The organism is Allobosea sp. RAF48 (genome assembly GCF_052114025.1).
Lineage (GTDB): Bacteria > Pseudomonadota > Alphaproteobacteria > Rhizobiales > Beijerinckiaceae > Allobosea.
In genome coordinates, this window is record NZ_JBFRDZ010000001.1 from 478,658 (window position 1) to 502,223 (window position 23,566).

21 protein-coding genes are annotated in these 23,566 nt (G+C 66.9%); 7 read left to right on the forward strand and 14 right to left on the reverse strand.

The features are described 5' to 3' along the window. Positions 1–14: 14 nt before the first annotated feature. Positions 15–1,067 (forward strand): magnesium/cobalt transporter CorA, encoded by a 1,053-nt coding sequence (gene corA, locus AB4Z10_RS02315; protein ID WP_441468737.1) that lies wholly within the window; start codon positions 15–17, stop codon positions 1,065–1,067. Here corA (AB4Z10_RS02315) and AB4Z10_RS02320 read toward each other — a convergent pair. The 4 genes from AB4Z10_RS02320 to AB4Z10_RS02335 all read right to left on the reverse strand — a co-directional run bounded on the left by AB4Z10_RS02320 (position 1,064) and on the right by AB4Z10_RS02335 (position 5,670). Then, positions 1,064–2,842, reverse strand: a complete 1,779-nt coding sequence (locus AB4Z10_RS02320) for an SLC13 family permease (protein ID WP_441468738.1) — start codon at positions 2,840–2,842, stop codon at positions 1,064–1,066. The two genes, corA (AB4Z10_RS02315) and AB4Z10_RS02320, sit on opposite strands and share 4 nt — an antisense overlap. Positions 2,843–2,875: 33 nt before the next feature. Further along, the gene (gene corA, locus AB4Z10_RS02325; RefSeq protein ID WP_441468739.1) at positions 2,876–3,865 is read right to left on the reverse strand and encodes a magnesium/cobalt transporter CorA; all 990 of its coding nucleotides are present in this window, start codon (positions 3,863–3,865) and stop codon (positions 2,876–2,878) included. A 79-nt stretch (positions 3,866–3,944) separates the two neighbouring features. Next, complete coding sequence (locus tag AB4Z10_RS02330) at positions 3,945–4,805, reverse strand: SDR family oxidoreductase (RefSeq protein WP_441468740.1); 861 nt, start codon at positions 4,803–4,805, stop codon at positions 3,945–3,947. Continuing rightward, entirely contained in the window at positions 4,795–5,670 is an 876-nt protein-coding gene (locus AB4Z10_RS02335; RefSeq protein ID WP_441468741.1) for an SDR family NAD(P)-dependent oxidoreductase, read from the reverse strand. The genes AB4Z10_RS02330 and AB4Z10_RS02335 overlap by 11 nt, the downstream gene beginning before the upstream one ends. A gap of 242 nt (positions 5,671–5,912) precedes the next feature. Between AB4Z10_RS02335 and AB4Z10_RS02340 the strand changes: the two genes are divergently transcribed. After that, positions 5,913–6,707, forward strand: a complete 795-nt coding sequence (locus AB4Z10_RS02340; RefSeq protein WP_441468742.1) for a class I SAM-dependent methyltransferase — start codon at positions 5,913–5,915, stop codon at positions 6,705–6,707. Positions 6,708–6,724: 17 nt separating this feature from the next. On the opposite strand, the gene AB4Z10_RS02345 is transcribed toward AB4Z10_RS02340, so the two are convergent. Continuing rightward, on the reverse strand, positions 6,725–8,500 hold the full coding sequence (locus AB4Z10_RS02345; protein WP_441468743.1) for an acyl-CoA dehydrogenase: 1,776 nt from the start codon (positions 8,498–8,500) through the stop codon (positions 6,725–6,727). A gap of 174 nt (positions 8,501–8,674) precedes the next feature. Between AB4Z10_RS02345 and AB4Z10_RS02350 the strand changes: the two genes are divergently transcribed. Together AB4Z10_RS02350 and AB4Z10_RS02355 are read left to right on the forward strand one after the other, a co-directional pair. Next, entirely contained in the window at positions 8,675–9,652 is a 978-nt protein-coding gene (locus AB4Z10_RS02350; protein WP_441468744.1) for an L-threonylcarbamoyladenylate synthase, read from the forward strand. 163 nt (positions 9,653–9,815) lie between these two features. Beyond that, positions 9,816–10,715 (forward strand): LysR family transcriptional regulator, encoded by a 900-nt coding sequence (locus AB4Z10_RS02355; protein WP_441468745.1) that lies wholly within the window; start codon positions 9,816–9,818, stop codon positions 10,713–10,715. A gap of 179 nt (positions 10,716–10,894) precedes the next feature. Here the strand turns inward: AB4Z10_RS02355 and acuI are convergent, their stop codons facing one another. Both acuI and AB4Z10_RS02365 read right to left on the reverse strand, forming a co-directional pair. Continuing rightward, complete coding sequence (gene acuI / locus AB4Z10_RS02360; RefSeq protein WP_441468746.1) at positions 10,895–11,881, reverse strand: acrylyl-CoA reductase (NADPH); 987 nt, start codon at positions 11,879–11,881, stop codon at positions 10,895–10,897. A gap of 150 nt (positions 11,882–12,031) precedes the next feature. Further along, positions 12,032–13,264, reverse strand: a complete 1,233-nt coding sequence (locus tag AB4Z10_RS02365; protein ID WP_441468747.1) for an MFS transporter — start codon at positions 13,262–13,264, stop codon at positions 12,032–12,034. A 233-nt stretch (positions 13,265–13,497) separates the two neighbouring features. Here AB4Z10_RS02365 and AB4Z10_RS02370 point away from each other — a divergent pair, with 233 nt between their 5' ends. Together AB4Z10_RS02370 and AB4Z10_RS02375 are read left to right on the forward strand one after the other, a co-directional pair. Beyond that, positions 13,498–14,799, forward strand: a complete 1,302-nt coding sequence (locus tag AB4Z10_RS02370) for a cell wall hydrolase (RefSeq protein WP_441468748.1) — start codon at positions 13,498–13,500, stop codon at positions 14,797–14,799. Positions 14,800–15,040: 241 nt separating this feature from the next. Beyond that, complete coding sequence (locus tag AB4Z10_RS02375; protein ID WP_441468749.1) at positions 15,041–15,634, forward strand: hypothetical protein; 594 nt, start codon at positions 15,041–15,043, stop codon at positions 15,632–15,634. 134 nt (positions 15,635–15,768) lie between these two features. Here AB4Z10_RS02375 and AB4Z10_RS02380 read toward each other — a convergent pair whose 3' ends face one another. The 4 genes from AB4Z10_RS02380 to AB4Z10_RS02395 form a co-directional block, all read right to left on the reverse strand. Continuing rightward, the gene (locus AB4Z10_RS02380) at positions 15,769–16,035 is read right to left on the reverse strand and encodes a hypothetical protein (protein WP_441468750.1); all 267 of its coding nucleotides are present in this window, start codon (positions 16,033–16,035) and stop codon (positions 15,769–15,771) included. Positions 16,036–16,046: 11 nt separating this feature from the next. Beyond that, the gene (infA, locus tag AB4Z10_RS02385; protein WP_047578165.1) at positions 16,047–16,316 is read right to left on the reverse strand and encodes a translation initiation factor IF-1; all 270 of its coding nucleotides are present in this window, start codon (positions 16,314–16,316) and stop codon (positions 16,047–16,049) included. A 204-nt stretch (positions 16,317–16,520) separates the two neighbouring features. After that, positions 16,521–17,993, reverse strand: coding sequence for a DEAD/DEAH box helicase (locus AB4Z10_RS02390; RefSeq protein WP_441468751.1), 1,473 nt, complete (start codon positions 17,991–17,993; stop codon positions 16,521–16,523). A gap of 172 nt (positions 17,994–18,165) precedes the next feature. Next, the gene (locus AB4Z10_RS02395; protein ID WP_441468752.1) at positions 18,166–18,375 is read right to left on the reverse strand and encodes a cold-shock protein; all 210 of its coding nucleotides are present in this window, start codon (positions 18,373–18,375) and stop codon (positions 18,166–18,168) included. A gap of 274 nt (positions 18,376–18,649) precedes the next feature. Between AB4Z10_RS02395 and AB4Z10_RS02400 the strand changes: the two genes are divergently transcribed. After that, positions 18,650–19,144 (forward strand): GFA family protein, encoded by a 495-nt coding sequence (locus AB4Z10_RS02400; RefSeq protein ID WP_441468753.1) that lies wholly within the window; start codon positions 18,650–18,652, stop codon positions 19,142–19,144. Between the two features lie 27 nt (positions 19,145–19,171). On the opposite strand, the gene AB4Z10_RS02405 is transcribed toward AB4Z10_RS02400, so the two are convergent. From AB4Z10_RS02405 to AB4Z10_RS02415, 3 genes are all read right to left on the reverse strand, one after another. Continuing rightward, positions 19,172–19,873, reverse strand: coding sequence for an HAD family hydrolase (locus AB4Z10_RS02405; protein WP_441468754.1), 702 nt, complete (start codon positions 19,871–19,873; stop codon positions 19,172–19,174). Positions 19,874–19,985: 112 nt separating this feature from the next. Further along, complete coding sequence (ppdK, locus tag AB4Z10_RS02410; RefSeq protein ID WP_441468755.1) at positions 19,986–22,670, reverse strand: pyruvate, phosphate dikinase; 2,685 nt, start codon at positions 22,668–22,670, stop codon at positions 19,986–19,988. Between the two features lie 182 nt (positions 22,671–22,852). Then, on the reverse strand, positions 22,853–23,347 hold the full coding sequence (locus tag AB4Z10_RS02415; protein WP_441468756.1) for a YcgN family cysteine cluster protein: 495 nt from the start codon (positions 23,345–23,347) through the stop codon (positions 22,853–22,855). Positions 23,348–23,566 lie beyond the last annotated feature (219 nt).

Consider the following 23,566-nt stretch of genomic DNA (forward strand, 5'->3'; position numbering starts at 1 on the left):
GACGGGGTGATCAGATGACAGTCTCGAACGTCCGGTTTGCCGCCTCCGCGGCGCCCAAGCCGCTCCCTCGCGATCCCGTCGAGGGGCAACTCCACGCAGCCGGCGTCGTCGCATCGAGCGTCTACGCTCACGGTGTGCGCATCGCCGACATCCCGGTCGAGGAAGCCGGCGACTGGGCGCAAAAGGACGACCATGTCGTCTGGATCGGACTTTTCGAGCCCGATCCAGCCCTGCTCAAATGCGTACAGCAGCAGTTCAACCTGCATCCGCTCGCGGTCGAGGATGCGACCAACGCCCATCAGCGCCCGAAGCTCGAACAATATGGCGACGCCCTGTTCGTGGTGGCGCGCACCGCGCAACTGATCGACGGGCGCATCGCCTTCGGCGAGACGCATATCTTCATCGGCCGCGGCTATATCGTCAGCGTGCGCCATGGCGCCTCGACCTCCTACACCTCGGTCCGGCAGCATTGGGAGACCTGCCCGACTTCGCTGGCGAAGGGCGAGGATTTCATCCTCTATGCGATCCTCGACTTCATCGTCGACAATTACATGCCGGTGCTCGAAGCGATCCATGACGAGGTGGAGGCAATCGAGGACAGGGTCCTGGCCAAGCCGATGACGCGCTCCGATATCGAGCGGCTCTACATGCTCAGGCGCGATCTGCTGCGGCTACGCAATGCCATCGGGCCGCTGGTCGACGTCTGCCAGCGCCTGACCAACGGGAACATCCCGCAGGTAAGGCCGGCGCTCGCCACGATGTTCCGCGACGTGACCGACCATGTCCGCACGGTGCAGGAGAAGATCGACAGCCTGCGCGAAGTGCTGGCCTTCGCGTTCGAGGCGAGCCTGCTGGTCGGCCAGAGCCAGGAGAACGCGATCACCAAACGGCTCGCCTCCTGGGCCGCCATCCTGGCGGTTCCGACCGCTGTCGCCGGCATCTACGGCATGAACTTCAAGAACATGCCGGAGCTGGAATTCCAGTATGGCTACTACCTCGTCCTGGCGCTCATCGCCTGCGCCTGCGCTACGCTCTACTGGCGGTTCAGGCGGAACGGCTGGCTCTAGCGCAGCGGCCAGACCAGCAGGATCATCGGCACGGCGAGCAAGATGACGATGAGGGAGAGCGGCGCGCCGAGCCTCGCATAGTCGCTGAAGCGGTAGCCGCCCGGCCCCATCACCAGCGTGTTGCACTGGTGTCCGATCGGCGTGAGGAAATCGCAGGCTGCGCCGATCGCGACCGCCATCAGGAAGGCATCGGGATTGTAGCCGAGGTTCTTGGCGAAGCCGGCGCCGATCGGCGCCATGACGAGCACGGTCGCGGCGTTGTTCAGGAAGGGCGTCACCGCCATCGCGGCAACCAGGATCAAAGCGACCGCGGCCCAGCCCGGCAGGCCGCCGCCGATCACGGCGAGCCAGGATGCGAAGAGATCGGTGGCGCCGGTCGCGCGCAAGGATTCGCTGACCGGGATCAACGCCGCCAGCATCACCAGGATCGGCGCATCGACGTTGTTGTAGGCTTCGCGCAGCGGCACGCAGCGGAAGGCGATCAGCAACACGGCCGCGGCGAAGAAGACGAGCGGCACCGGCGCGAGACCGGTCGCGAGAGCTATGATCGCCGCGAGCGTGATCGCGACGGTCAGCACGACGCGGCGCGTCAGGCCAAGCGGCACGAGCCGGTCGGCCAAGGGCAGCAGCCCCATCTCCGAGAGCTTTTCCGGCAGCAGTTTCTCATCGCCCTGGATGACGACGATGTCGCCGGCGCGCAGGCGGATATCGCGCAGCCGCTGGCTGAAGCGCTCCCCGGAACGGCTGATCGCGATCATGTTGACGCCGAAGCGGCTGTGAAGCGCCATGTCGCCGGCCGATTGACCGATGAGGACGGACCCCGGCCCGATGATCGCCTCTGCGACGCGGTCAGGATCCAGCGCATCCTCCTTTTGCGTCGGGCGATCCTTGCCGATGAGGTCGAGCCGCCCCTCTGCGACGACCCGCTCCAGCACGGCGGCGTCACCGCGCAGCAGCAGAATATCGCCCGCGCGCAGGCCCGCGTCCGGCAGGGGCGCCTGCTCCCGTCGCTCGTTGCGCAGGATCGAGACGATCTCGGCTCCGCCACCGCCGATGGCCTTGAGATCGGCGACTGTCCTGCCGGCAAGGAGCGACTTCTCGGTCAGCTTTGCTTCGGTGAGGTAATCCTTGATGTCGATGGCCTGGTCGAGCGAGACCGCGCCGCGCCGGTCGCGCGGCAGAAGCCGGTAGCCGACGCTGAGGAAGGCGCAGCCCGCAAGCGCCACGACGATGCCGACCGGCGCGAAATCGAACATGCCGAAAGGCTGGCCGCCGAGCTCCTGCCGCACGCGCGCGACGATGACGTTCGGCGAGGTGCCGACCAGCGTGACGATGCCGCCCAGCAGCGAGGCGAAGGCCATCGGCATCAGGAAAACCGAGGGCGATTTCCCGTCCTTGCGCGCGAGCTGGTAGGCGATGGGCAGCATCATCGCGAGCGCGCCGATGTTCTTGATGATCGCCGACAAGATCGCGACGGCGAAGACGAGCAACGGCACCTCGAGCTGGGTCGAGGACAGGCGCGGGCCCAGCTTCGAGAACAGCCGTTCGATGATGCGCGACCGGGCCACGGCAGAGCTCAGAACCAGCGCGCTGCCGACGATGATCACGATGTCGTCGGAAAAGCCCTTGAACGCCTCTGCCGCCGGCACCAGCCCGAGCGCCACGGCGAGCAACAGCGCCAGCATCGCGACGATGTCGTAGCGCAGCCGCCCCCAGAGGAAGGCGGCCATCATGCCGGCGACGAGAAGGACGGAAAGAAGCTGAGGCTGGGTCATCCGGTCGTCACGGTCGCCRCCGCACGCGTGGTCTCAGAGCCATTTCTTCCAGCGGAAGAAGATATAGGGCAGCACCGCGAACAGGATCATCAGCCCGATCGCCATCGGATAGCCCCACTGCCAGTCCAACTCCGGCATGGCCTTGAAGTTCATGCCGTAGATCGAGGCGATCAGCGTCGGCGGCATCAGCGCGACCGAGACGACCGAGAAGAGCTTGATGATCTTGTTCTGCTCGATCGAGACGAGGCCGAGCGTGGCGTCCATCATGAACTGCAGCTTATTGGACAGGAAAGCGGCATGCTCCTCGATGGCCTGCACGTCGCGCACCGCCGAACGCCATTCCGCCGAGAACCCTGTCTGCGCCTTCTTCGGCCGCGTGTAGTTGGCAGAGAGAAAGAGCAGCACGCGCTCGACCGAAACCATGCTCTCGCGCACATTCGAGATGATGTGCTCGTACTGGCCGATCTTCTGGATGACGACCTGATAGACGCCGCCCCGCTCGACATCCTGTCCGCGCCCGGCGAAGATCCGGCGCGAGGCGATGTCGATCTTGTCCCCGACGCCGCGCAGCACCTCCGCCGCGCGGTCGACGATCGCCTCGATCAGCCCGTCGAGGACCGCTTCCGGCTGCTGGCCGCAGCCACCCGGCTTGGTCGCGCGATTGAGGAAGATGTTGAAGGCGCCGGGCTCGTCATAGCGCACCGTCACCAGCGCCTTCTCGGTGAGGATGAAGGTGACGTCCGCCAGCTTCGGGACGACCGTGTCGGACTGGCAGATCACGCGCGCCGTCATGAAGCGCGCGCCATCCTCGGTGTAGATGATCTCGGAAGGTTCGAGATCATGCATCTCCTCTCGCGTCGGTATCGAGATGCCGAGATGCTGCTCGACGCGCTTGTCTTCCTCGGGCGTCGGGTTGAGCAGGTCGATCCAAATGACGTCCGCCGGAAAGGCCTCTCCCGGTCCGAGCGCCGCATGCCGAAGCTTGTCGCGCGCCTCGGAGGAGACACCGTGGATCATCAGCATGGGTGCGAATCTCGCTGCACGGTCAGGGTAGGTGCCGGCAGGAACTCCGATCCAGGACGCATGTCAAACCGATGACGGCTCAGACGCCGCCCTTCACGCCCTGCGGCGGCAGGCTGTCGGCCGGCACGAAGAAATCCGGCATCAGCGGCACGGACGGATCGACGCGATAGGGCGTGAAGTCGGTGACGCCCTCGCCGGCCATGAAGCTGTCGTCGATCAGGAAGTTGCCGGAGAATTCGCGGGACGGCTTCGAGAAGATCATGTGGGCGGCATCGGCGAGGATCTCGGGCGTGCGGCTCGCCTGCACCATCTTGTCGCCGCCGAGCAGGTTCTGGACGGCGGCGGTCGCGATCGTCGTGCGCGGCCAGAGCGCGTTGACGGCGATGCCCTTCGGAGCCAGTTCCCCTGCGAGCCCGAGCACGCAAAGGCTCATGCCGTATTTGGCGATGGAATAGGCCAGATGCGGCGCGAACCACTGCGTCTTCATGTCGAGCGGCGGCGAGAGCATGAGGATGTGTGGGTTTTCAGCCTTCTCCAGATGGGGAATCGCGTATTTCGAGACCATGAAGGTGCCGCGCGTATTGATCTGATGCATCAGATCGAAGCGCTTCATGTCGGTCATCTGGGTGTTGGTGAGCTGGATAGCGCTGGCGTTGTTCAGGACGATGTCGATGCCGCCGAAGGTCTCGGCTGTCTTGGCGATCGCCTCGGCCACGCTCTGCTCGTCGCGGACATCGACCATCAGCGGCAGGCACTTGCCGCCGGCCGCCTCGATCTCGGCGGCAGCGGTATAGATCGTGCCCGGCAGCTTCGGGTGCGGCTCGGCGGTCTTGGCCGCGATGGTGACGTTGGCGCCGTCCCTGGCCGCCTTGAGCGCGATGGCGAGGCCGATGCCGCGAGAGCCGCCGGTGATGAAAAGCGTCTTACCCTTAAGCGACATCGCCGCCTCCCTGTTGGTCCGTGATGTTGAAGCGGGCGGGCTGCGAGCCGTCCCGATCGGTGAAGCCATAGGCGCGCGCGAGATCGGCTACAGGCAGCACTTGCCCGGTATGGCGCGCGATCTGTGGATCGGCAGCGAGAGCCGCGACGGCACGGCCGGCATAGAGCGGCGTCTCGGTCGTCTCGGCGGCGAGGCCGGCGTCGCGGACGCGCTCGGTCAGGACATGGCCCGGCGAGATCCCAAGCGCGGTGACGCCGAAGGGCCGAAGCTCCTGCGCCATCGCGAAGCTCAGCCGGTTCATCGCGGCCTTGGCGAGATCGTAGAAGACATCGCCGAGATAGGCGCCGGCCGTATCGAAGCTCACCGTGACAATCAGGCCGGAGCGCATCTGCACCATCGCCGGCGCGACGGCGCGCGCAAGCAGGAGCTGCGCATAGACACCGCTTTCGAAGCTCTCCCCCAGCCTCGCGACCGGGCGGCGCCAGAACGGCGTGCCGAAGCCGGAGCCGTCCGGATAGCGCTCTCCGTCATAGCCTTCATTGCCGCCCCAGACCGCATCGACGACGCAGTCCAACCGGCCGAAGCGGCGCAGGGCCCAGGCGACGAGCCCGTCGACCTCTCTCTCATTGGTGTGGTCGCAGCGATAGGGATGGCCCCGGCCGCCGGCCACCTCGACCTCGCGGGCCGTATCCTCGAAGGTTTCCGGCCGCTGATCGGTATGCGGCCCGGCTTCGCTGGAGCGCCCGGTGACGATCACCGTGGCGCCCGCCTCGCCCAGAGCCTTGGCGACGCCGCGCCCGAGCCCGCGCGAAGCCCCCGCGACGAGGCAGATGCGGCCGGAAAGGAACGGTTGCGTCGTCGTCATGCTGGCAGGCCCAGCTTTGGTGGATCAATCCACCCCACCCCGCCAAGGTCATCCCGGACAAGCCGCGTCAGCGGCGCTGATCCGGGATCCATGCCTGAACCTTTGCCGGAAGCGCTCCGGCATGGATCCCGGGTCTGCGCTTCGCTCCGCCCGGGATGACCCGCGTGGTTGGAATGGAAATCGGCTAGCCACACCCCATCCGCTGCTCTATAGCCCCGCTCCCCTCGCAACGGAGCGGAACCATGGACAGTACCGATGTCGCCGCCTGCTGGGAGGCCAATGCCGAAATCTGGACCCAGCATGCGCGGGCCGGCTACGACCTCTATCGCGATGCCCTGAACACGCCGGTCTTCCTGGCGAACCTGCCGGACATCACCGGATTGACCGGCCTCGACATCGGCTGCGGGGAAGGCTCGAACACGCGCAAGCTCGCCGAAGCCGGCGGGCGCATGATCGCCGTCGACATCGCGCCGACCTTCATCCGCCACGCGCAGGAAGCGGAAGCCGCCGCACCGCTCGGCATCGAGTACCGGTTCGGCGACGGCACCGCCCTGCCCTTCGCGGATGCACAGTTCGATTTCGCCACGGCCTTCATGTCGCTGATGGACATGCCTTTCCAGGACAAGGCGCTGGCGGAAGCGGCGCGCGTGCTGAAGCCCGGCGGTTTCTTGCAGTTCTCCATCCTCCACCCCTGCTTTGCGCCGCCCTATCGCAAGGTGCTGCGGGACGACACAGGCAACGTCCGCGCGATCGAGGTCGGCCGCTACTTCGACGGCGTCGACGGCGAGGTCGAGACATGGCGCTTCGGGGCCGCGCCGGCCGAGGTCAAGGCCGATGTCGAGCCCTTCCGGGTGCCACGGTTTCACCGCACGCTGAGCGAATGGGTCGCGATGATCGTCGCGGCCGGGCTCACGATCGAGCACATGGCCGAGCCGCGCATCGACGCGGAGACGGCCGAACGCGCGCCCTATCTGGCCGATACGCTGATAGCGCCGTTGTTCCTGCATATCCGCGCCCGCAAGGGCGCGGCTGTCTGAACGGGGCGCGGCTGCGCTCACGCGGCGAAGACCGCCGCTGCGTCGGCGATTGCACCGGCGCCTTCCGTCACCGCGAGCTCAAGGGCCGGCGCTTCGGTCGCGAGGTATTCGGCATAGAAACGGGCCGTGGCGAGATCGCCTGTGCCGTTGGCCTCCGAGCGGGTGGCGAGCGCCTTCTTTGCGAGCCCCGTGCCGCCCTGTGCCAGTGCGAAGAGCTTGAGGTAGGGCGTGGCCCCCGCCAGCGCATCGGCCTGGCTCGTGCCGAGCGTCGCCAGCATCCACTGCGTCGCGCGCTCGAGTGCATCGACCGCCGCACCCAATCGTGCCGCCGAGTGACCGAAGCCCGGCGTGTTCGCACGCTCGACCTCGCCGACCACGGCGCGCATCTCGGCCATCAGCGCCTTGACCGCCTCGCCGCCGGAGAGCGGCAGCTTGCGGGTGACGAGATCGATCGCCTGGATGCCGTTGGTGCCCTCATAGATCGCCGCGATGCGCGCGTCGCGCAGATGCTGGGCCGCGCCGGTCTCCTCGACGAAGCCCATGCCGCCATGGACCTGGATACCGGTCGAGGCGACATCGATGCCGATATCGGTGGAGTACGCCTTGGCGACCGGGGTGAGGATGGCGGCACGCTCCGCCGCGACCTTGCGCTTGCCCTCGTCCGGCTCGCGGTGCGAACGGTCGAGCGCCTCGGCCACGAGATAGGAGATCGCGCGGGCGCCCTGTGTCTTCGCCCGCATGTCCATCAGCATGCGCCGCACATCCGGATGGACGATGATCGGGCTCATCGGCGCGCCCTTCGGAGCATCCAGCGCCGCGCCCTGCTTGCGCTCATGCGCGAAGGCGAGCGCCTGCTGATAGGCGCGCTCGGCTATGGCCACACCCTGCAGGGCGACATTGAGGCGGGCGTTGTTCATCATCGTGAACATGCAGGCGAGGCCGCGGTTCTCCTCGCCGATCAGCCAGCCGATGGCGCCGCCATTGTCGCCGAAGGCCATCGAGCAGGTCGGCGAGGCGTGGATGCCGAGCTTATGCTCGATGCCGGAGCAGCGCAGGTCGTTGTGCTCGCCGAGGGAGCCGTCGGCATTGACCAGATATTTCGGCACGAGGAAGAGCGAGATGCCGCGCGTGCCGGGAGGGGCATCGGGCAGGCGCGCCAGCACAAGATGGACGATGTTCTCCGTCAGATCGTGTTCGCCATAGGTGATGAAGATCTTCTGGCCGGTGATGCGGTAGGTGCCGTCCGGCTGGCGCTCGGCCTTGCTGCGTAGGGCATTGAGGTCCGAACCAGCCTGCGGCTCGGTGAGGTTCATCGTGCCCATCCACTCGCCCGAGACGAGCTTGGCGAGATAGGTCTCCTTCAGATGGTCGGAACCATGGGCATAGAGCGCCTCGATGGCGCCGACCGTCAGCAGAGGACCGAGCGCGAAGGCGAAGGCGGCCGAGTTCCACATTTCGATGCAGGCCGATTGCAGCAGCGTCGGCAACCCCTGCCCGCCATAGGCCTCCGGCGCCGGCAGGGCGTTCCAGCCAGCCTCGGCCCAGGCCTTGTAGGCCTCCTTCCAGCCCGGCGGCGTCGTGATCGCGCCGTCCTTCAGCTTCGAGCCATAGGCATCGCCGACCCGGTTCAGCGGCGCGATGACGTCGGCCGCGAACTTCGCCGCCTCGTCCAGCACGGCTTCGGTGACACCGCCCTCCAGCTCCGATGCCAACCCGTCCGCGATCAGTCGGTCGAGGCCTGCGACATGGCGCATGGTGGCGAGCATGTCCGAAACCGGGGCGCGATAGCTCATAGGTTGTCTCCCTGAGGCGCGCGGGCCCGAAAGGGCAGCCGCAGCCTGCATTTGCCGTTGCCGCGATGGTAGCGAGGAACTATCGCCTATGCCACGCGCAAGCGAGCGCGACCTTCGTCCCGTGTCGCGCCTGCCAGTTAGTTTATATATAAACCATCTTCGGTCAATCGCATCGTGAACCAGCCCCTCCCCGTTTCCCGCCAAACGAAGCTTCTCGCTGTCGATGCTGCCGGCATTGCCGAGGCGGCGGCGCTGCTGCGCGCGGGCGGGCTCGTCGCGATGCCGACGGAAACCGTCTACGGGCTCGCGGCCGACGCGACCTCGGGCACCGCTGTCGCCGGCATCTACGCCGCCAAGGAGCGGCCGAGCTTCAATCCGTTGATCTCGCACCTGCCCGATCTGGCGAGCGCGCGCCGGCAGGGACTGTTCGACGCCAATGCCCTGGCGCTGGCGCAAGCCTTCTGGCCGGGCCCGCTGACGCTGGTCGTGCCTGCCTCGCCGGGATGCACGGTGAGCGAGCTGGCGCGGGCGGGTCTCGCCACGGTGGCGCTGCGTGTCCCGGCCCACCCCGTCGCACATGCCGTGCTCGAAGCGGCGGGTCGGCCGATCGCCGCGCCCTCCGCCAATCGCTCCGGCCGGATCAGCGCAACCAGCGCCGCCCATGCCATGGCCGATCTCGACGGGCGCATCGACGCCGTCCTCGATGCCGGCCCGACCGAGGTCGGCGTCGAATCCACCATCGTCGCCTGCCTCGACGGTGCACCGCGCCTGCTCAGGCCCGGCGGCGTGCCGCGCGCGGCGATAGAAGGCGTGATCGGCCGCCCGCTCGTCCTGGCGGGCGAAGCCGGCCACGCCCCGATCGCGCCGGGCATGCTGACGTCGCACTACGCGCCGGCAGCGCGTGTCCGGTTGGATGCGGATGCGCCGCGGGAAGGCGAGGCCTGGCTCGGCTTCGGGCCGGGGCAGGACTTCCCGGCAGCGCTCAATCTCAGCCCGGCCGGCGATCTCCGCGAGGCCGCAAGCAATCTCTTCGGCCATCTGCGCCGGCTGGACGAGATGGGACTGCGGACCATCGCCGTCGCCCGCATCCCGGAGCAGGGGCTGGGCGAGGCGATCAACGACCGGCTGCGGCGCGCGGCGGCTCCGCGCTGAGGCGAAGCGTCATTCTCGGGCGAAGCGAAGCGCAGACCCGAGAATCTCAGGACAAGAAGACACTGGTTTCCGAGATGCTCGGGTCAAGCCCGAGCATGACGGCGGGTGCGAGCTTGCATCGGTGCAAGATTTGGGCTTGCGTGCCTGTGGGGGGACGCTGCCGATGAATGCCAAGCTCGCCTGGGACGATTTCCGGCTGATCAAGGCCATCGCCGATCATGACGGGCTGACGGGGGCCGCGGCGGCGCTGTCGGTCAACCATTCGACGGTGTTCCGGCGTCTCGGCCAGATCGAGGAGATCGTCGGGATGCCGCTCTTCGAGCGGCGCAAGACCGGCTATGTCGCGACTGTGGCCGGTGCGGAGATGGCGGCGCTGGCGAGCCGCATGGACGAGGATGTCACGGCCTTCGCACGGCGCCTCGCCGGCCGGGACGTCGCGCCTTCAGGCGAGCTGCGCATCACGACGACAGACACCCTCTATCAGAACGTGCTGCTGCCGATCTTCACGGCCTTCCGCCGGGTCCATCCGCTGATCCGGCTCGATGTCGTCGTCGGCAACCAGGCGCTCAACTTGTCCAAGCGCGATGCCGATATCGCGATCCGTGCCAGCGACACGCCGGGCGAGACGCTGGTCGGCCGGCGTATCGCCACCATCGCCTGGGCGATCTATGGCCGCTCGGAAGACGGCATCACACCTGAGGAAAAAGTCGATCCCGCCCTGCTCTACCAGCGCGACTGGGTCGCACTCGGCGACCAGCTCTCTCACGTCAAGGCCGCCCGCTTCGTGCGCGAGCATGTCGCGCCGGAGCGGATAGCACTGAAGAGCTCGGCCGTGCTCGGCATCGCCGAAGCGGTCGGACAGGGCCTCGGCATCGGGCCGGTGCCGTGCTTCATCGCCGACCAGAGACCGGAGCTCATCAAGCTCCTGCCGCCCAACCCCGATTTCTCCACGGGGCTGTGGGTGTTGACCCACCCCGACATCCGCCATGTGCCGCGCGTGCGCGCCTTCATGGATTTCTGCAGCAGCGAGCTGGCGCGGCGGCGGACACTGTTCGAGGGATAGGATCGGCTCAAGCTGTCGTTTGCGGAACCCTGTCATTCCGGGCGAGGCGAAGCGGAGACCCGGAATCCATCGTAAAGCGGAGAGCCTGATGATGGATTCCGGATCAGCACCGCTTCGCGGCTTGTCCGGAATGACGGCGCGCTTTCTTCAAAACGGCATGGTCTGAACGCGGATGGCTCCTAGCCTATCTCGACGACGACGCGGCCCTTCACCTTGCCTTCGACGATGGCCTTGCCCGTTTCGATCACGGCCTCTAGCGGGATCGTCGTGGTGATCAGGGCAAGCTTCTCGCGGTCGAGATCGGTGGCAAGGCGGCTCCAGGCTTCGAGCCGGCGCGGCTTCGGGCACATCACCGAATCGACGCCCAGCAGCGCGACGCCGCGCAGAATGAAAGGCGCGACCGAAGCCGGCAGGTCCATGCCCTGCGCCAGCCCGCAAGCCGCGATGGCACCGCCATATTTCGTCATCGACAGCAGGTTCGCCAGCGTATGCGAGCCGACGGCATCGACGCCCGCAGCCCAGCGCTCCTTGCCGAGCGGGCGGCCCGGCGCGGCGAGTTCGTTGCGGTCGATGATCTCGGCAGCGCCTAGGCTTTTCAGGTAGTCGGCCTCCTCGGCGCGACCGGTCGAGGCGATGACGTGCCAGCCGGCCTTGGCCAGCAGCGCGATTGCGACCGAGCCGACACCGCCGGCGGCACCGGTGACGACGACCGGGCCGCCGGAAGGCTTGAGGCCATGCTTCTCGAGCGCGAGAACGCAGAGCATGGCGGTGTAGCCGGCGGTGCCGATGGCCATCGCTTCGGCGGGCGTCAGACCTTCCGGCAGCGGCACCAGCCAGTCGCCGTTGACCCGGCTCTTCTGGGCGTAAGCGCCCAGATGCGTCTCGCCGGTGCCCCAGCCGTTGAGGACAACGAGGTCACCCGGCTTGAAAGCGGGATTGTCGGAGCTCTCGACCCGGCCGGCGAAGTCGATGCCCGGGATCATCGGCCAGCGGCGCACCACGGGAGCCTTGCCGGTAATGGCGAGGCCATCCTTGTAGTTCACCGTCGAATGGGTGACGCGGACGGTGACATCGCCCTCCATCAGGTCGCTCTCGGCGAAATCGGTGAAGGCAAGATTTGGCCCGGCCTCGCCCTTGGTCGCCACGAGGGCCTTGAACGTCGTCATCACCATCTCCCGTACACGGGCATCGGACCGAAAAACGCAAGCCGGTTTTCGGAAGGAGCCGATGCAGATCCAACATGCGAAGGCCGACAAGGTTGCAGCGGCAGCCCGCCGCCGCAACCCCATCGGCCGTGCGTCTGATCGTCTTCCGAATCAGGCCGGCTGCATCTGCGGCCGATGCACCGGCCGCTCGACGATCGGCAGGTTGATCAGGGCCGAGGCGACGCCAAGCGCAACCGAGAGCCACCAGACGAACTGGTAGCTGCCCATCGTTTCGTAGAGCATGCCGCCGAGCCAGACGCCGAGGAAGCCGCCGACCTGATGCGAAAAGAAGGCGAAGCCGTAGAGCATCGCCATGTATTTGGTGCCGAACATCAGCATGACCAGCGAAGAGGTCGGCGGCACGGTCGAGAGCCAGAACAGGCCGATGACGACGCCGAAGGTGATCGCGGTCGTCGGGCTCGCCGGGATCAGGATGAAGGCTGCGATCGCCACGGCACGGCCGAGATAGATCCAGGCGAGGAGATGACGCTTCGGCATCCGCGTCGAAAGCCAGCCCGAAGAGAGCGAGCCCACGGCATTGGCCAGACCGATCACCGCGAGCGTCCAGCCGCCGACCCAGGCCGGCAGGCCGGCATCCTTGAGATAGGCCGGCATGTGCACGGTGATGAAGGCGAGTTGGAAGCCGCAGGTGAAGAAGCCGAGCACGAGCAGGACATAGCTGCGGTGCCTGAAGGCCTCGGTCAGCGCCTGCGCAACCGTCTGGTTCGGCAGATTGGCCGCAGCGGCGCCAGCGGCCGCCCCGGTCTTGCGCGTCGCCAGCACGATCGAGATCGGCAGGATCGGCAGCAGCGTGAAGGCGAAGACGACCAGCGCCTGCTGCCAGCCTATCGTCTCGATCAGGATGTTGCCGATCGGCGGGAACAGGAACTGGCCGAAGGAGCCGGCCGCCGTGCCCGCGCCGAAGGCCATCGGCCGCCACTGCTCGGGCAGGAGCTTGCCGAAGGCGGCGAGAACGAGGTTGAACGAGCAGGCGGAAAGGCCGAAGCCGATCAGCACGCCGGCGCCGAGATGAAGCTGAAGCGGCGTGGTGGCATAGGCCATCGTCACGAGCCCGGCGGCATAAAGCACGGCACCGACGCAGAGCACCCGCACCGTGCCGTACCGGTCGGCGATGGCACCGGCGAAGGGCGCACCCAGCCCCCAGAGCAGGTTCTGGATCGCAAGCGCCAGGCCGAAGATGTCGCGGCCCCAGTGGAACTGCAGCGTCATCGGGATCTGGAAGAGGCCGGTACTGGCGCGCGGGCCAAAGGTGATCAGGGCGATCAGGCAGCCGGCGGCGACGATGACCTCCGGTGCGTAGCTGCGCGCTGGAGTGGACGACATGGAGTTCTCCGGCGAGTCGGGAGTGTCGGAAGTGTGGCTACACGTTATCGCCCTGCCCGCGTGGCAACCAGCGCGATTTCGTGAAATTTGACATCACGGCGCGACATGGAATGCCGGAGCGATGGCGGTGTTAACCGGCGCTCAACCTTACCAAGGCGATAACAGATTCCAACGAAGGCGCAGCGTCGTCTGCTGGGTTTTTCGTTCCGTGCGATCGGGACGGGTGTGTCGCTTTGAGTCATCGGCGTCTTCACAGGCATGGGCGGAACCAGCGCCCTCTCGGCATCAAATGGGCCGCGAACACGGTCGCGCCCTGGGCGCTGTCGGTCGGGCTGCTCGTGTCCTTCACCGCCTCCGCCGGCCAGAATTTCGGGCCGACCGGCCTGCCTTCCAGCGCCATCGACCGGGTCGCGCCCGGCCCCGCCTCGGAGTTGGCCGAGGGCCCCTCGATGCTGGTCGCCGCCAGCGCCTTCCGGCTGCCCGGCCTGGCGCTGACCTCCGCCGTCACCCAGGCCAAGCTCTCCTTCGAGGATCCGGAACGTCGGATCGTCGTCGATCCGCGCGCGCCGCGTGAGGATCTGAAGCGCACTGTCGCCAACTTTCCCGAAGTCGACCGCACGGCCAAGGGCGACATGCTGCCGAGCCTGCGGCCGGGCCTCTCCGAACACCCTTCCATCGAGTTGGAGCGCGTCGTCTTCGGCGACACCCAGCCCAAGCTGATTTCCGGGGGCTTCTCGATCGACGCGATGCGGGCGGCCGAGGCCGTCGACGGCCCGCAGACCGGCTTCGAGACCTATGCCAACGAGGAGGGCCTGACCGATCCGGCCCTGTCGGATTCCTCGCCCGTGTCGCTCAAGCCGAAGATTACTTCGGCGCGGCAGGCGGAACTCTTTCTCGAAAGCATCGACGGCTCGTCGCCATCTGTGCCGAAGGCCAACCGGCAATCCTCCTCGACGCCCCTCGTCGGCTCGGTCATCGGCACGCTGACGCCGCCCGCCCTGCCCGCACATGGCGCGCCGCAGCAGCGCAGCCGCGTCGCGCTCGCCTCCGCGCCGGCCAATCACGACCTGCGCCTGGCCGAGCCCGGTGTGAAGCAGGACTACACCAGCCTGATCGCGCCCGAGGCGATGGCGAAGGAACAGCGCTGCCTGGCCGAAGCGGTCTATTTCGAGGCGCGCTCCGAATCCTTCCAGGGACAGGCTGCGGTGGCGCAGGTCGTGCTCAACCGCGTGAAGAGCGGGCTTTATCCAAGCAGCGTCTGCGGCGTCGTCTATCAGAACAGCAACCGCTACCTGTCCTGCCAGTTCACCTTCACCTGCGAGGGCAAGTCGCTACGCATCACCGAGCCGGGCCCCTGGCGCGACGCGGTGCGGATCGCACGCGAGGTCTATGAGGGCACGACCTATCTGCCCGAAGTCGGCGCCTCCACACACTACCACGCGCAATATGTGCGGCCGTACTGGGCCAAGAAGCTGAAGAAGATGGACACGATCGGCCAGCACGTCTTCTACCAGCTTCGTCCCGGCCAGACCTGACGGCCGAGGCCGGGCGTCGGGCAACCGGGGCGGCGGCCGCCCTCGCTACCGGGTGGCCACCACGGCATTCGCACAGCCATTCGGCAGCAAAACCGACGCCGGATCAATGCCGATGCGCGCGCCGCCAAACGTGGTTAATTTTACCTTGTTTTAGCATTTACCTTGCGTTCACTTCTTCCCGCGGGCTTTCTGACCACCACGAACGGCGCGCTGACGCCGGAACCGACAGGTCAGGTCCAACATGGTGCGCTCGCTCCCGTCATCCCGGATCATTGCCGCCTCGGCCTTTGCCGCGACGCTGCTTCTCGGCGTTTCCGCCGCCGAGGCGGGGGGCTGCCGCGGCTCCGCTTGCTACAACCTCGTCAACGCGCCGCCGGTCTACGGCACCATCAACGAGACCTATGAGGTTCGCCCTGCCCAGACGCAGCACCGCGTCGTCCCGGCTGAGTACGACACCGTGACCGACACGGTGATGATCGCGCCGGAGCGGCGTATCGCCCACCCCCGCGCCGCCGTCTACGAGACCGTGACCGAGCAGGTGCTCGTTGCGCCCGCCACCCGTCGCTGGGAAGTGACCCGCGATGCCTGGGGCAATACGGTCGGCTGCTGGGTCGATGTGCCCGCGCAGTATGGCTACCAGAGCCGCCGGGTCGTGGTTTCGCCGGCGACCGTCGAGTATGAGATGGTTCCGGCAGTCTACACGCAGCGTCAGCGCAAGGTGATGGTGCGTCCCACCGAAGTCGTGCGGGAAGAAATCCCCGCCGTCTACGAGACGCGGCAGCGCCAAGTCCTGGTCAGCCCCGGCTCGCAATACTGGTCCCGCGCCGGCTACTGAGCCGACCGGGCAGGAGTTTCACGCAGACCCTTTTTTACCACGGAAATGACCACTTATACCCCGGCCTCGCGCCGGGGTTTTTTCGTGGTGCCTGGTTTTTCGTGGGGGCCCGCGGTGCGGCGCGATCCGCCCGCTCAGATGTAGCGTTCGCCGAGCAGGAAGATGCAGACCCCGACGACGAAGGCGAGGAAGCGGGCGGGCATGCCGACCAGCGTGCCGGGCGAGCGGCCTGCCGCGTAGCCGATCAGCACCTCCGCAAGACCGAGCCCCAGCAGCACGATGACGAAAGGCGGAAAGGCTCCGTCCTGAACGACGAAGCCCGCTTTCACGCCGTAACCGACCGCAGCACCGAGAATGGCGCCCAGCGCGATGAAGAGAAGCTCATTCCGCGACAGGCGCATCGGCAGATCTCTCAGCGACGGCGGAAGTTCTGACGCGGCGGACCGCCGGGGGCCGGGCCGGCCGTCTTCTGGCGGAAGTTGATGCGGCCGCGATCGAGATCATAAGGCGACATCTCGACGATGACCCTGTCGCCCGCGATGGTGCGGATGCGGTTCTTCTTCATCTTGCCGGCCGCATAGGCCAGGATCACGTGGTCGTTGTCGAGCTTGACCCGGTAGTTGCCGTCCGGGAGCACCTCAACCACGGTGCCGTCGAATTCAAGCAGTTCTTCTTTCGCCATCTGTCGTCCTTCGTGAGCCCCAGAGCACGCGCTGGTCGGATTGCTGCGCAATCTGACCGGATCAAGCGTTCTCTACCAGTAGTCCGGAGACGGATTCACCGGCCAGATTGAACAATCTGGCCGGATCCGGCTCCTGGCGCGGAGCGGGCCACCGTCCGGCTCGGAAGCCGGGATGTAGCCTACCCTGTTCTGGCCTATCGCGCGTCAGCGCGCGCGCCGCCGGGCGCCGTTGGTGCGTGGTTGCTGTGTTCTTTGCTGCAAGAACGCGACGCCGCCAAGCCCTTCTTTTGCGGAAACCGCTTCTTTTCGCTGCTGCGTCTGCTCAGGGCGCTGCGGCCGCTCGGCATTGCGCGGGCGATGCTCTTGCCGGTCCTGGCGTTCCGGCCGCGGGCCGCCGCCATTGGCGTGGTTGCGGTGGCCGGCGTGCTCGGCTCGCTTGCCCTGCTGGGCGGGCTGCCCCTGCGGCCTGCCCTGCCCTTGCGGGCGGCTTTGTTGCTGGCCGCGCCCACCGCGATTCTGCTGCGGCTTCTTCGGCGTGCGCCCGTCCCAGTACGGCACTTCGCCGACCGGTGTCGGCTTGACGCCGGTCAGCTTCTCGATCGCGGCGAAATCGCCGCGCTCTTCCGGCGTGCAGAAGGCGATGGCCACGCCGGAAGCGCCAGCGCGTGCCGTGCGGCCGATGCGGTGGACATAGCTCTCGGGCACGTTCGGCAGATCGTAGTTCACGACATGGCTGACGCCGTCGACATCGATGCCACGGGCGGCGATGTCGGTGGCGACGAGGATGCGCAAGCTACCGTCGCGGAAGGCGCCGAGCGCACGCTCGCGCTGGCCCTGGCTCTTGTTGCCGTGGATTGCCGCCGCCTCGATGCCGGACTGGCCGAGCTGGCGCACGACCTTGTCGGCTCCGTGCTTGGTGCGGGTGAAGACGATGGCGCGTTCGAGCTCGGGCACGTTCAGCGTCTTCGCCAGCAATGCCGGCTTGTCGTTCTGCTCCGTGAAGATGACACGCTGGTCGATCTTTTCCGCGGTCGTCGCGACCGGCGTCACCGCGACCTCGACCGGATGGGTGAGATAGGCGGAGGCGATCTCGCGGATCGGCTTCGGCATGGTCGCCGAGAAGAGCAGCGTCTGGCGCTCCTTCGGGATCAGCGTGGCGATGCGGCGCAACGCATGGATGAAGCCGAGGTCGAGCATCTGATCGGCCTCGTCGAGGACGAGGAACTCGATCTCGCGCAGCGAGACGGCGCGCTGGTCGACGAGGTCGAGCAGGCGGCCGGGGGTGGCGACGAGGATGTCGATCTTGTCGCCGAGGGCGCGGATCTGCTTGCCGACCGGCACGCCGCCGAAGATCACCGTCGAGCGCAGCGTGGTGAACTGCGCGTAGGTGCGGATCGAGGTCTCGATCTGGGCGGCGAGTTCACGCGTCGGCGAGAGGATCAGCGCGCGCACCGCGCGCTGCGGCATCTGGCGCGGCTTGCCGAGCAGCCGATGCAGCATCGGGAGCGAGAAGGCAGCAGTCTTTCCGGTGCCGGTCTGGGCGGCGCCGAGCAGGTCACGGCCCTCGAGAATGTGGGGGATCGCCTGCGCCTGGATCGGCGTCGGCGTTTCATAGCCCTCGGCCGCGAGCGCCTTGAGCAGCGGCTCGGCGAGGCCGAGATCGGTGAATTTGGTCAAGAAAGGTCTTTCCGGACGCCGCGATGCGAGGGGCGCATGTGGAATTCGGCGCGCCGCAGGCCCGCATCCGGCCTGATACTGATAGTCGAACCCGCCGGCGAACCGCTAGCCACAGCGCCGGCAGGCTTGTCGTATGCCGGGCGGCGCGACGCCGTCCCGGCTGTAGTTTGGCTCAGGCGACGACGAGGTTGCCGGCCGAGGTCTTGCCGGTCTTACGATCGGCAACGAGTTCGAAGGAGACGACCTGGCCGTCGCGCAGCTCGCGCAGGCCGGCGCGCTCGACAGCGCTGATGTGGACGAAAACGTCCTGGCCGCCGTTCTCAGGCGTGATGAAGCCGTAGCCCTTGGTGGTGTTGAACCACTTCACGGTGCCCTTGTTCATGGGGTTAGTCCTTACGTTTCAGATCCGCGTCTATCGTGATGACACGACGGGACGCGCGGACGCCTCGCCATGGCCTTGTAGCGATGTGTGGTGGATCTGATTCGTAACCGCCGACCGGACAAGCCGCCGAGCGGAGGGGTGGCCAGAACCCGGCCGCATCTCGTCTTACATCGTGCTCCCTAGCACGGAATGCAAGAAGGGTCCAGTAAGCCTGCAGCAGACATCTCGGAACACTCTGCGAAAGCCGGTGTTACTGGCGAATGGAGGCTGCATCATGCCGATAAAGCTGAAGGGCTCATGCCGCTGTGGAGCGGTGCACTTCTCCGTAGAGAGCCATGCGCCGGTGCCGTACCAGCTCTGCTATTGCTCGGTTTGCCGCAAAACCGCTGGCGGTGGCGGCTTCGCGATCAACCTGTCGGCCGATGCGGCGACGCTGAAGGTCGAGGGCAGAGACGCGATCGGCAGCTTCAGCGCGGAAATCAGAGGCGATGACGGTGTCTGCGAGCGTTCGCAGGCGCAGCGCCGCTTCTGCAAGACCTGCGGGACGGCGCTTTGGCTGTTCGATCCGCGCTGGCCGGATCTGCTGCATCCCTTCGCCTCTGCAATCGACAGCCATCTGCCGCACGCTCCCGAGAAGACCCATATCATGCTGCGTTTCAAGGCCGGTTGGGTCGACCCGGATATCGCAGCGAATGACCTGAGCTTCGAAGGCTATCCGGAGGAATCGATCGAGGAATGGCATCGCAGACATGGCCTTTGGGTCGACTGACCCCTGCCACGGCCGAGCTGCGAAACGCTAGCGAAACAGTTGCTCGACAAGGCCCCGCAGAGGGCCGAGGTCCGATATTGCGTGATAGCGACCGTGCCCGACAGGCTCTTCGGCATGCTCCAGCACCCAGGTCAGATCGTGCGGGACATGCACGGCCCAAGCACCCGCCTCGAGCGCCGGCAGGATGTCGGATTTCAGCGAGTTGCCGACCATCATCGCCCGCCCTGCGCCGTCGCCGTGACGGGTGAAGATGCGGTCATAGGTGGCGGCCTTCTTGTCGCTGACGATCTCGACCGCATGGAAGAAATCGCCGAGGCCGGACTGGGCGAGCTTGCGCTCTTGGTCGAAGAGATCGCCCTTGGTGATGAGCACGAGCCGGTAGTCGCCGGACAGGGCCTCAAGCGTCTCATGGACATGCGGCAACGTCTCGACCGGATGGGCGGCCATCTCGCGGCCAGCCGCGAGGATTTCCCCGATGACGGAGGCTGGAACCTGGCCCCTGGTGATCTCGATCGCCGTCTCGATCATCGAGAGCACGAAACCCTTGATGCCGAAGCCATAGAAGCCGAGGTTGCGCTTTTCCGCCTCGAGCAGGCGGCCGGAAATCTCGGCCGCCTCGCCATGTTCACCGAGCAGCGCGACGAAGCGATCCTCCGTCATCCGGAAGAATTGCTCGTTCTGCCAGAGCGTGTCGTCGGCATCGAAGCCGATAGTGGTCAGCTGTGGCATGGGCGAACGCCTTCTCACGACCGGGCGTCATTCCCGGGCGCCGCACCGCGGCGAGCCGGGAATCTCGTCGAAGAGATGCTCGGGTCAAGCCCGAGCATGACGGAAGCTGGCCTCAGCCATCCTTCGGCTTGATCGCGCCCAGTGCCGCCTGCGCGGCAGCGAGCCGCGCGATCGGCACGCGGAAGGGGGAGCAGGAGACATAGTCGAGGCCGACGCTCTCACAGAAGCCGATCGAGGCCGGGTCGCCGCCATGCTCGCCGCAAATGCCGAGCTTGATGCCGGGCCGCGTCTTGCGTCCGCGCTCGGCGGCGAGCTTCACCAACTCGCCGACACCGTCCTGGTCGATGGTGACGAAGGGATCGGCGTCGAGCAGGCCCTTGGCGGTGTAGGCGCCGAGGAAGGAAGAGGCATCGTCGCGCGATATGCCGAGCGTCGTCTGCGTCAGGTCGTTGGTGCCGAAGGAGAAGAATTCGGCACTCTCGGCGATCTCGGCGGCGCGAAGCGCGGCGCGCGGCAACTCGATCATGGTGCCGACCTGATAGTCGATCTTCGTGCCGCTCTCCTCGATCACGGCCCTGGCCATGGCGTCGATGCGCCCCTTGACCAGATCGAGCTCAGGCTTGCCCATGACGAGCGGTACCATCACCTCGGGGATCACCGGCTTGCCGGTCTCCCTGGCGGCGATGACGGCTGCCTCGAAGATGGCGCGGGCCTGCATCTCGGCGATTTCCGGGAAGGCGACAGCGAGGCGGCAGCCGCGGAAGCCGAGCATCGGGTTGAACTCGTGCAGTTCCGCGGCGCGCTGCTTCAGCGCATCGGGCGTGACGCCCAGCGCCGCGGCAACCTCGGCGATCTCCTTCTCGCCTTGCGGCAGGAATTCGTGCAGCGGCGGGTCGAGCAAGCGGATCGTGACCGGCAGCCCGCTCATGATGGTGAAGAGCTGGACGAAGTCCTGACGCTGCACCGGCAGGAGCTTGGCGAGCGCCGCGCGCCGGCCCTTGTCGTCCTGGGCGAGGATCATCTCGCGGACGGCCTGGATGCGGTCCCCTTCGAAGAACATGTGCTCGGTGCGGCAGAGCCCGATGCCCTCTGCGCCGAATTCGCGGGCGGTCTTCGCGTCTTCCGGCGTCTCGGCATTGGCACGGACCTTGAGGCGGCGAACCTTGTCGGCCCAGCCCATCAGCGTCGCGAACTCGCCGGAGAGCTCCGGCTTCTGCATCTTGATCTCGCCGAGCAGCACCTGGCCGTTGCCGCCGTCGATGGTGAGGAAATCGCCCGCCTTCAGCGTGGTCGGGCCGACGGAGAGCGTGCCCTTGGCATAGTCGACGCGGATCTGGCCGGCGCCGGAGACGCAGGGTTTGCCCATGCCGCGCGCCACGACGGCCGCATGCGAGGTCATGCCGCCGCGCGTGGTCAGGATGCCCTCGGCGGCGTGCATGCCGTGGATGTCCTCGGGACTCGTCTCCACACGCACGAGGATGACCTTCCTGCCTGCCTTCTTGGCGGCCTCGGCATCATCCGAATTGAAGACGATCTCGCCGGCGGCCGCGCCGGGCGAGGCCGGCAGGCCGGTGGTGAGCACGCGGCGCTCGGCCCTGGGGTCGATGGTCGGGTGCAGGAGCTGGTCAAGGGCGGAAGGCTCGACGCGGCCGACCGCCTCCTCCTGCGTGATGAGCCCCTCGGTGGCCAGGTCGACCGCGATGCGCAGGGCCGCCTTGGCGGTGCGCTTGCCGGAACGGGTCTGCAGCATCCAGAGCTTGCCTTCCTGGATGGTGAACTCCATGTCCTGCATGTCGCGATAGTGCTTCTCGAGGATGCCGTAGATGCGGCAGAGCTCCGCATAGGCCTCCGGCATCGCCTTCTCCATCGAGGGCTTGTCGGAACCGGCCTCCTTCTTCGCCGTCTCGGTGATGTCCTGCGGCGTGCGGATGCCGGCAACGACGTCCTCGCCCTGGGCGTTGATCAGGAACTCGCCATAGAGCGCGTTCTCCCCGGTCGAGGGGTTGCGGGTGAAGGCGACGCCGGTCGCGGAGGTGTCGCCCATATTGCCGAACACCATCGACTGGACATTGACGGCGGTGCCCCAGGAGGCCGGGATGCTGTTGAGCTCGCGATACTTGATCGCGCGGGCGTTCATCCAGGAGGAGAAGACGGCGCCGACAGCGCCCCAGAGCTGCTTCTGCGGGTCCTGCGGGAAATCGGCGCCGAGCGCCTTCTTCACGATGTCCTTGTACTTGCCGACCAGCACCTTCCAGTCGGCGGCCTTGAGGTCGGTGTCGAGGTGCAGGCCCTTGCGCTCCTTGTAGTCCTCCAGGGCCTCCTCGAAGAGGCCGTGGTCGATGTCGAGCACGACGTTGGAGTACATGGTGATGAAGCGACGATAGCTGTCCCAGGCGAAACGCTCGTCATTGGCCGCCTTCGCCACGGCCTCGACCGTCTCGTCGTTCAGGCCGAGATTGAGCACGGTGTCCATCATGCCCGGCATCGAGGCGCGCGCGCCGGAGCGGACGGAGACGAGCAGCGGGTTGGCGGGATCGCCGAAGGTCTTGCCGGTGAGCTTGGCCATGCCGTCGAGCGCGACCTTGACCTGCCCGTCGAGATCGGCCGGGAAGCTCTTGCCGTTATCGTAATACGAGGTGCAGACCTCGGTGGTGATGGTAAAGCCAGGGGGAACCGGCAGGCCCAGATTGCTCATCTCGGCGAGGTTGGCGCCCTTGCCGCCGAGCAGGTTCTTCATCCCGGCCTCGCCTTCGGCCTTGCCGTCGCCGAAGGTGTAGACCCACTTCCCACCAGCCATCACTTCAACCTCTTCGTTTGCAGCCGGGCGCAGCAACGCCGCGGCGATGCGAAAGTTTCGTGTGCATGCCGTCGATGCCTTGGCGACACCGGCGGCGGGACGGGGCGGTCATGCCCAAAAGCACCTGAACAATCAATGAGCAGGTGCAACAAAATCCCGGGCAGCGCACAAACGCCGACGCGTCATTTCAGGCCTGCCCGCGCGCCGCGCGGCCAACGCAGCGGCCAGTTGACGATGCGTTCGGCAACCTCCTCCTCCGGGACGTCGTCCTCCGAGGCGAAGACGCGGCCGCGGACCGACACCCCTGCCGCCACCACCGTTTCGGGATCCCCGGAAACGAGAGGGTGCCACCAGGGCAGATCCTTGCCTTCCGCGACGAGGCGATAGGCACAGGTCGGCGGCAGCCAGGGGAGCGTGCGCACGTCGTGCGGGGTCAGCGTCACACAGTCGGGCACCTTGAGCGAACGGTTCGGATAGTCCTTGCAGCGGCAGGTTCCGGCGTCGAACAACCGGCAGCCGACATCGGTCGCGAAGATACGCCCCGTGTCTTCGTCCTCCAGCTTGACGAGGCAGCAGCGGCCGCAGCCGTCGCAGAGCGATTCCCACTGCTCCACCGACATCCCCTCGAGCGGGGTGGTGCGCCAGAACGGCTCGTCTTTCGGCTGCTTCAGCGTCATGACCGGCTTATGCGCCGCCGCGCGCCAAGATGGAAGAGCGCCGCTTCGACGGCAGCTTCTGTATCAGGGTGGGACAATAGCACTGGCTCGCTTCCTGCTCGCGGGAAAGGATTCTTTGCGCCCGTCCCTTATCTGGAGACGGCGCGTAACTATGTGTCCATTCTCGGGCGCAATGCTGTTGCCAACGCGATCATCGCACGGCAGCACTGTGTCGGGGGC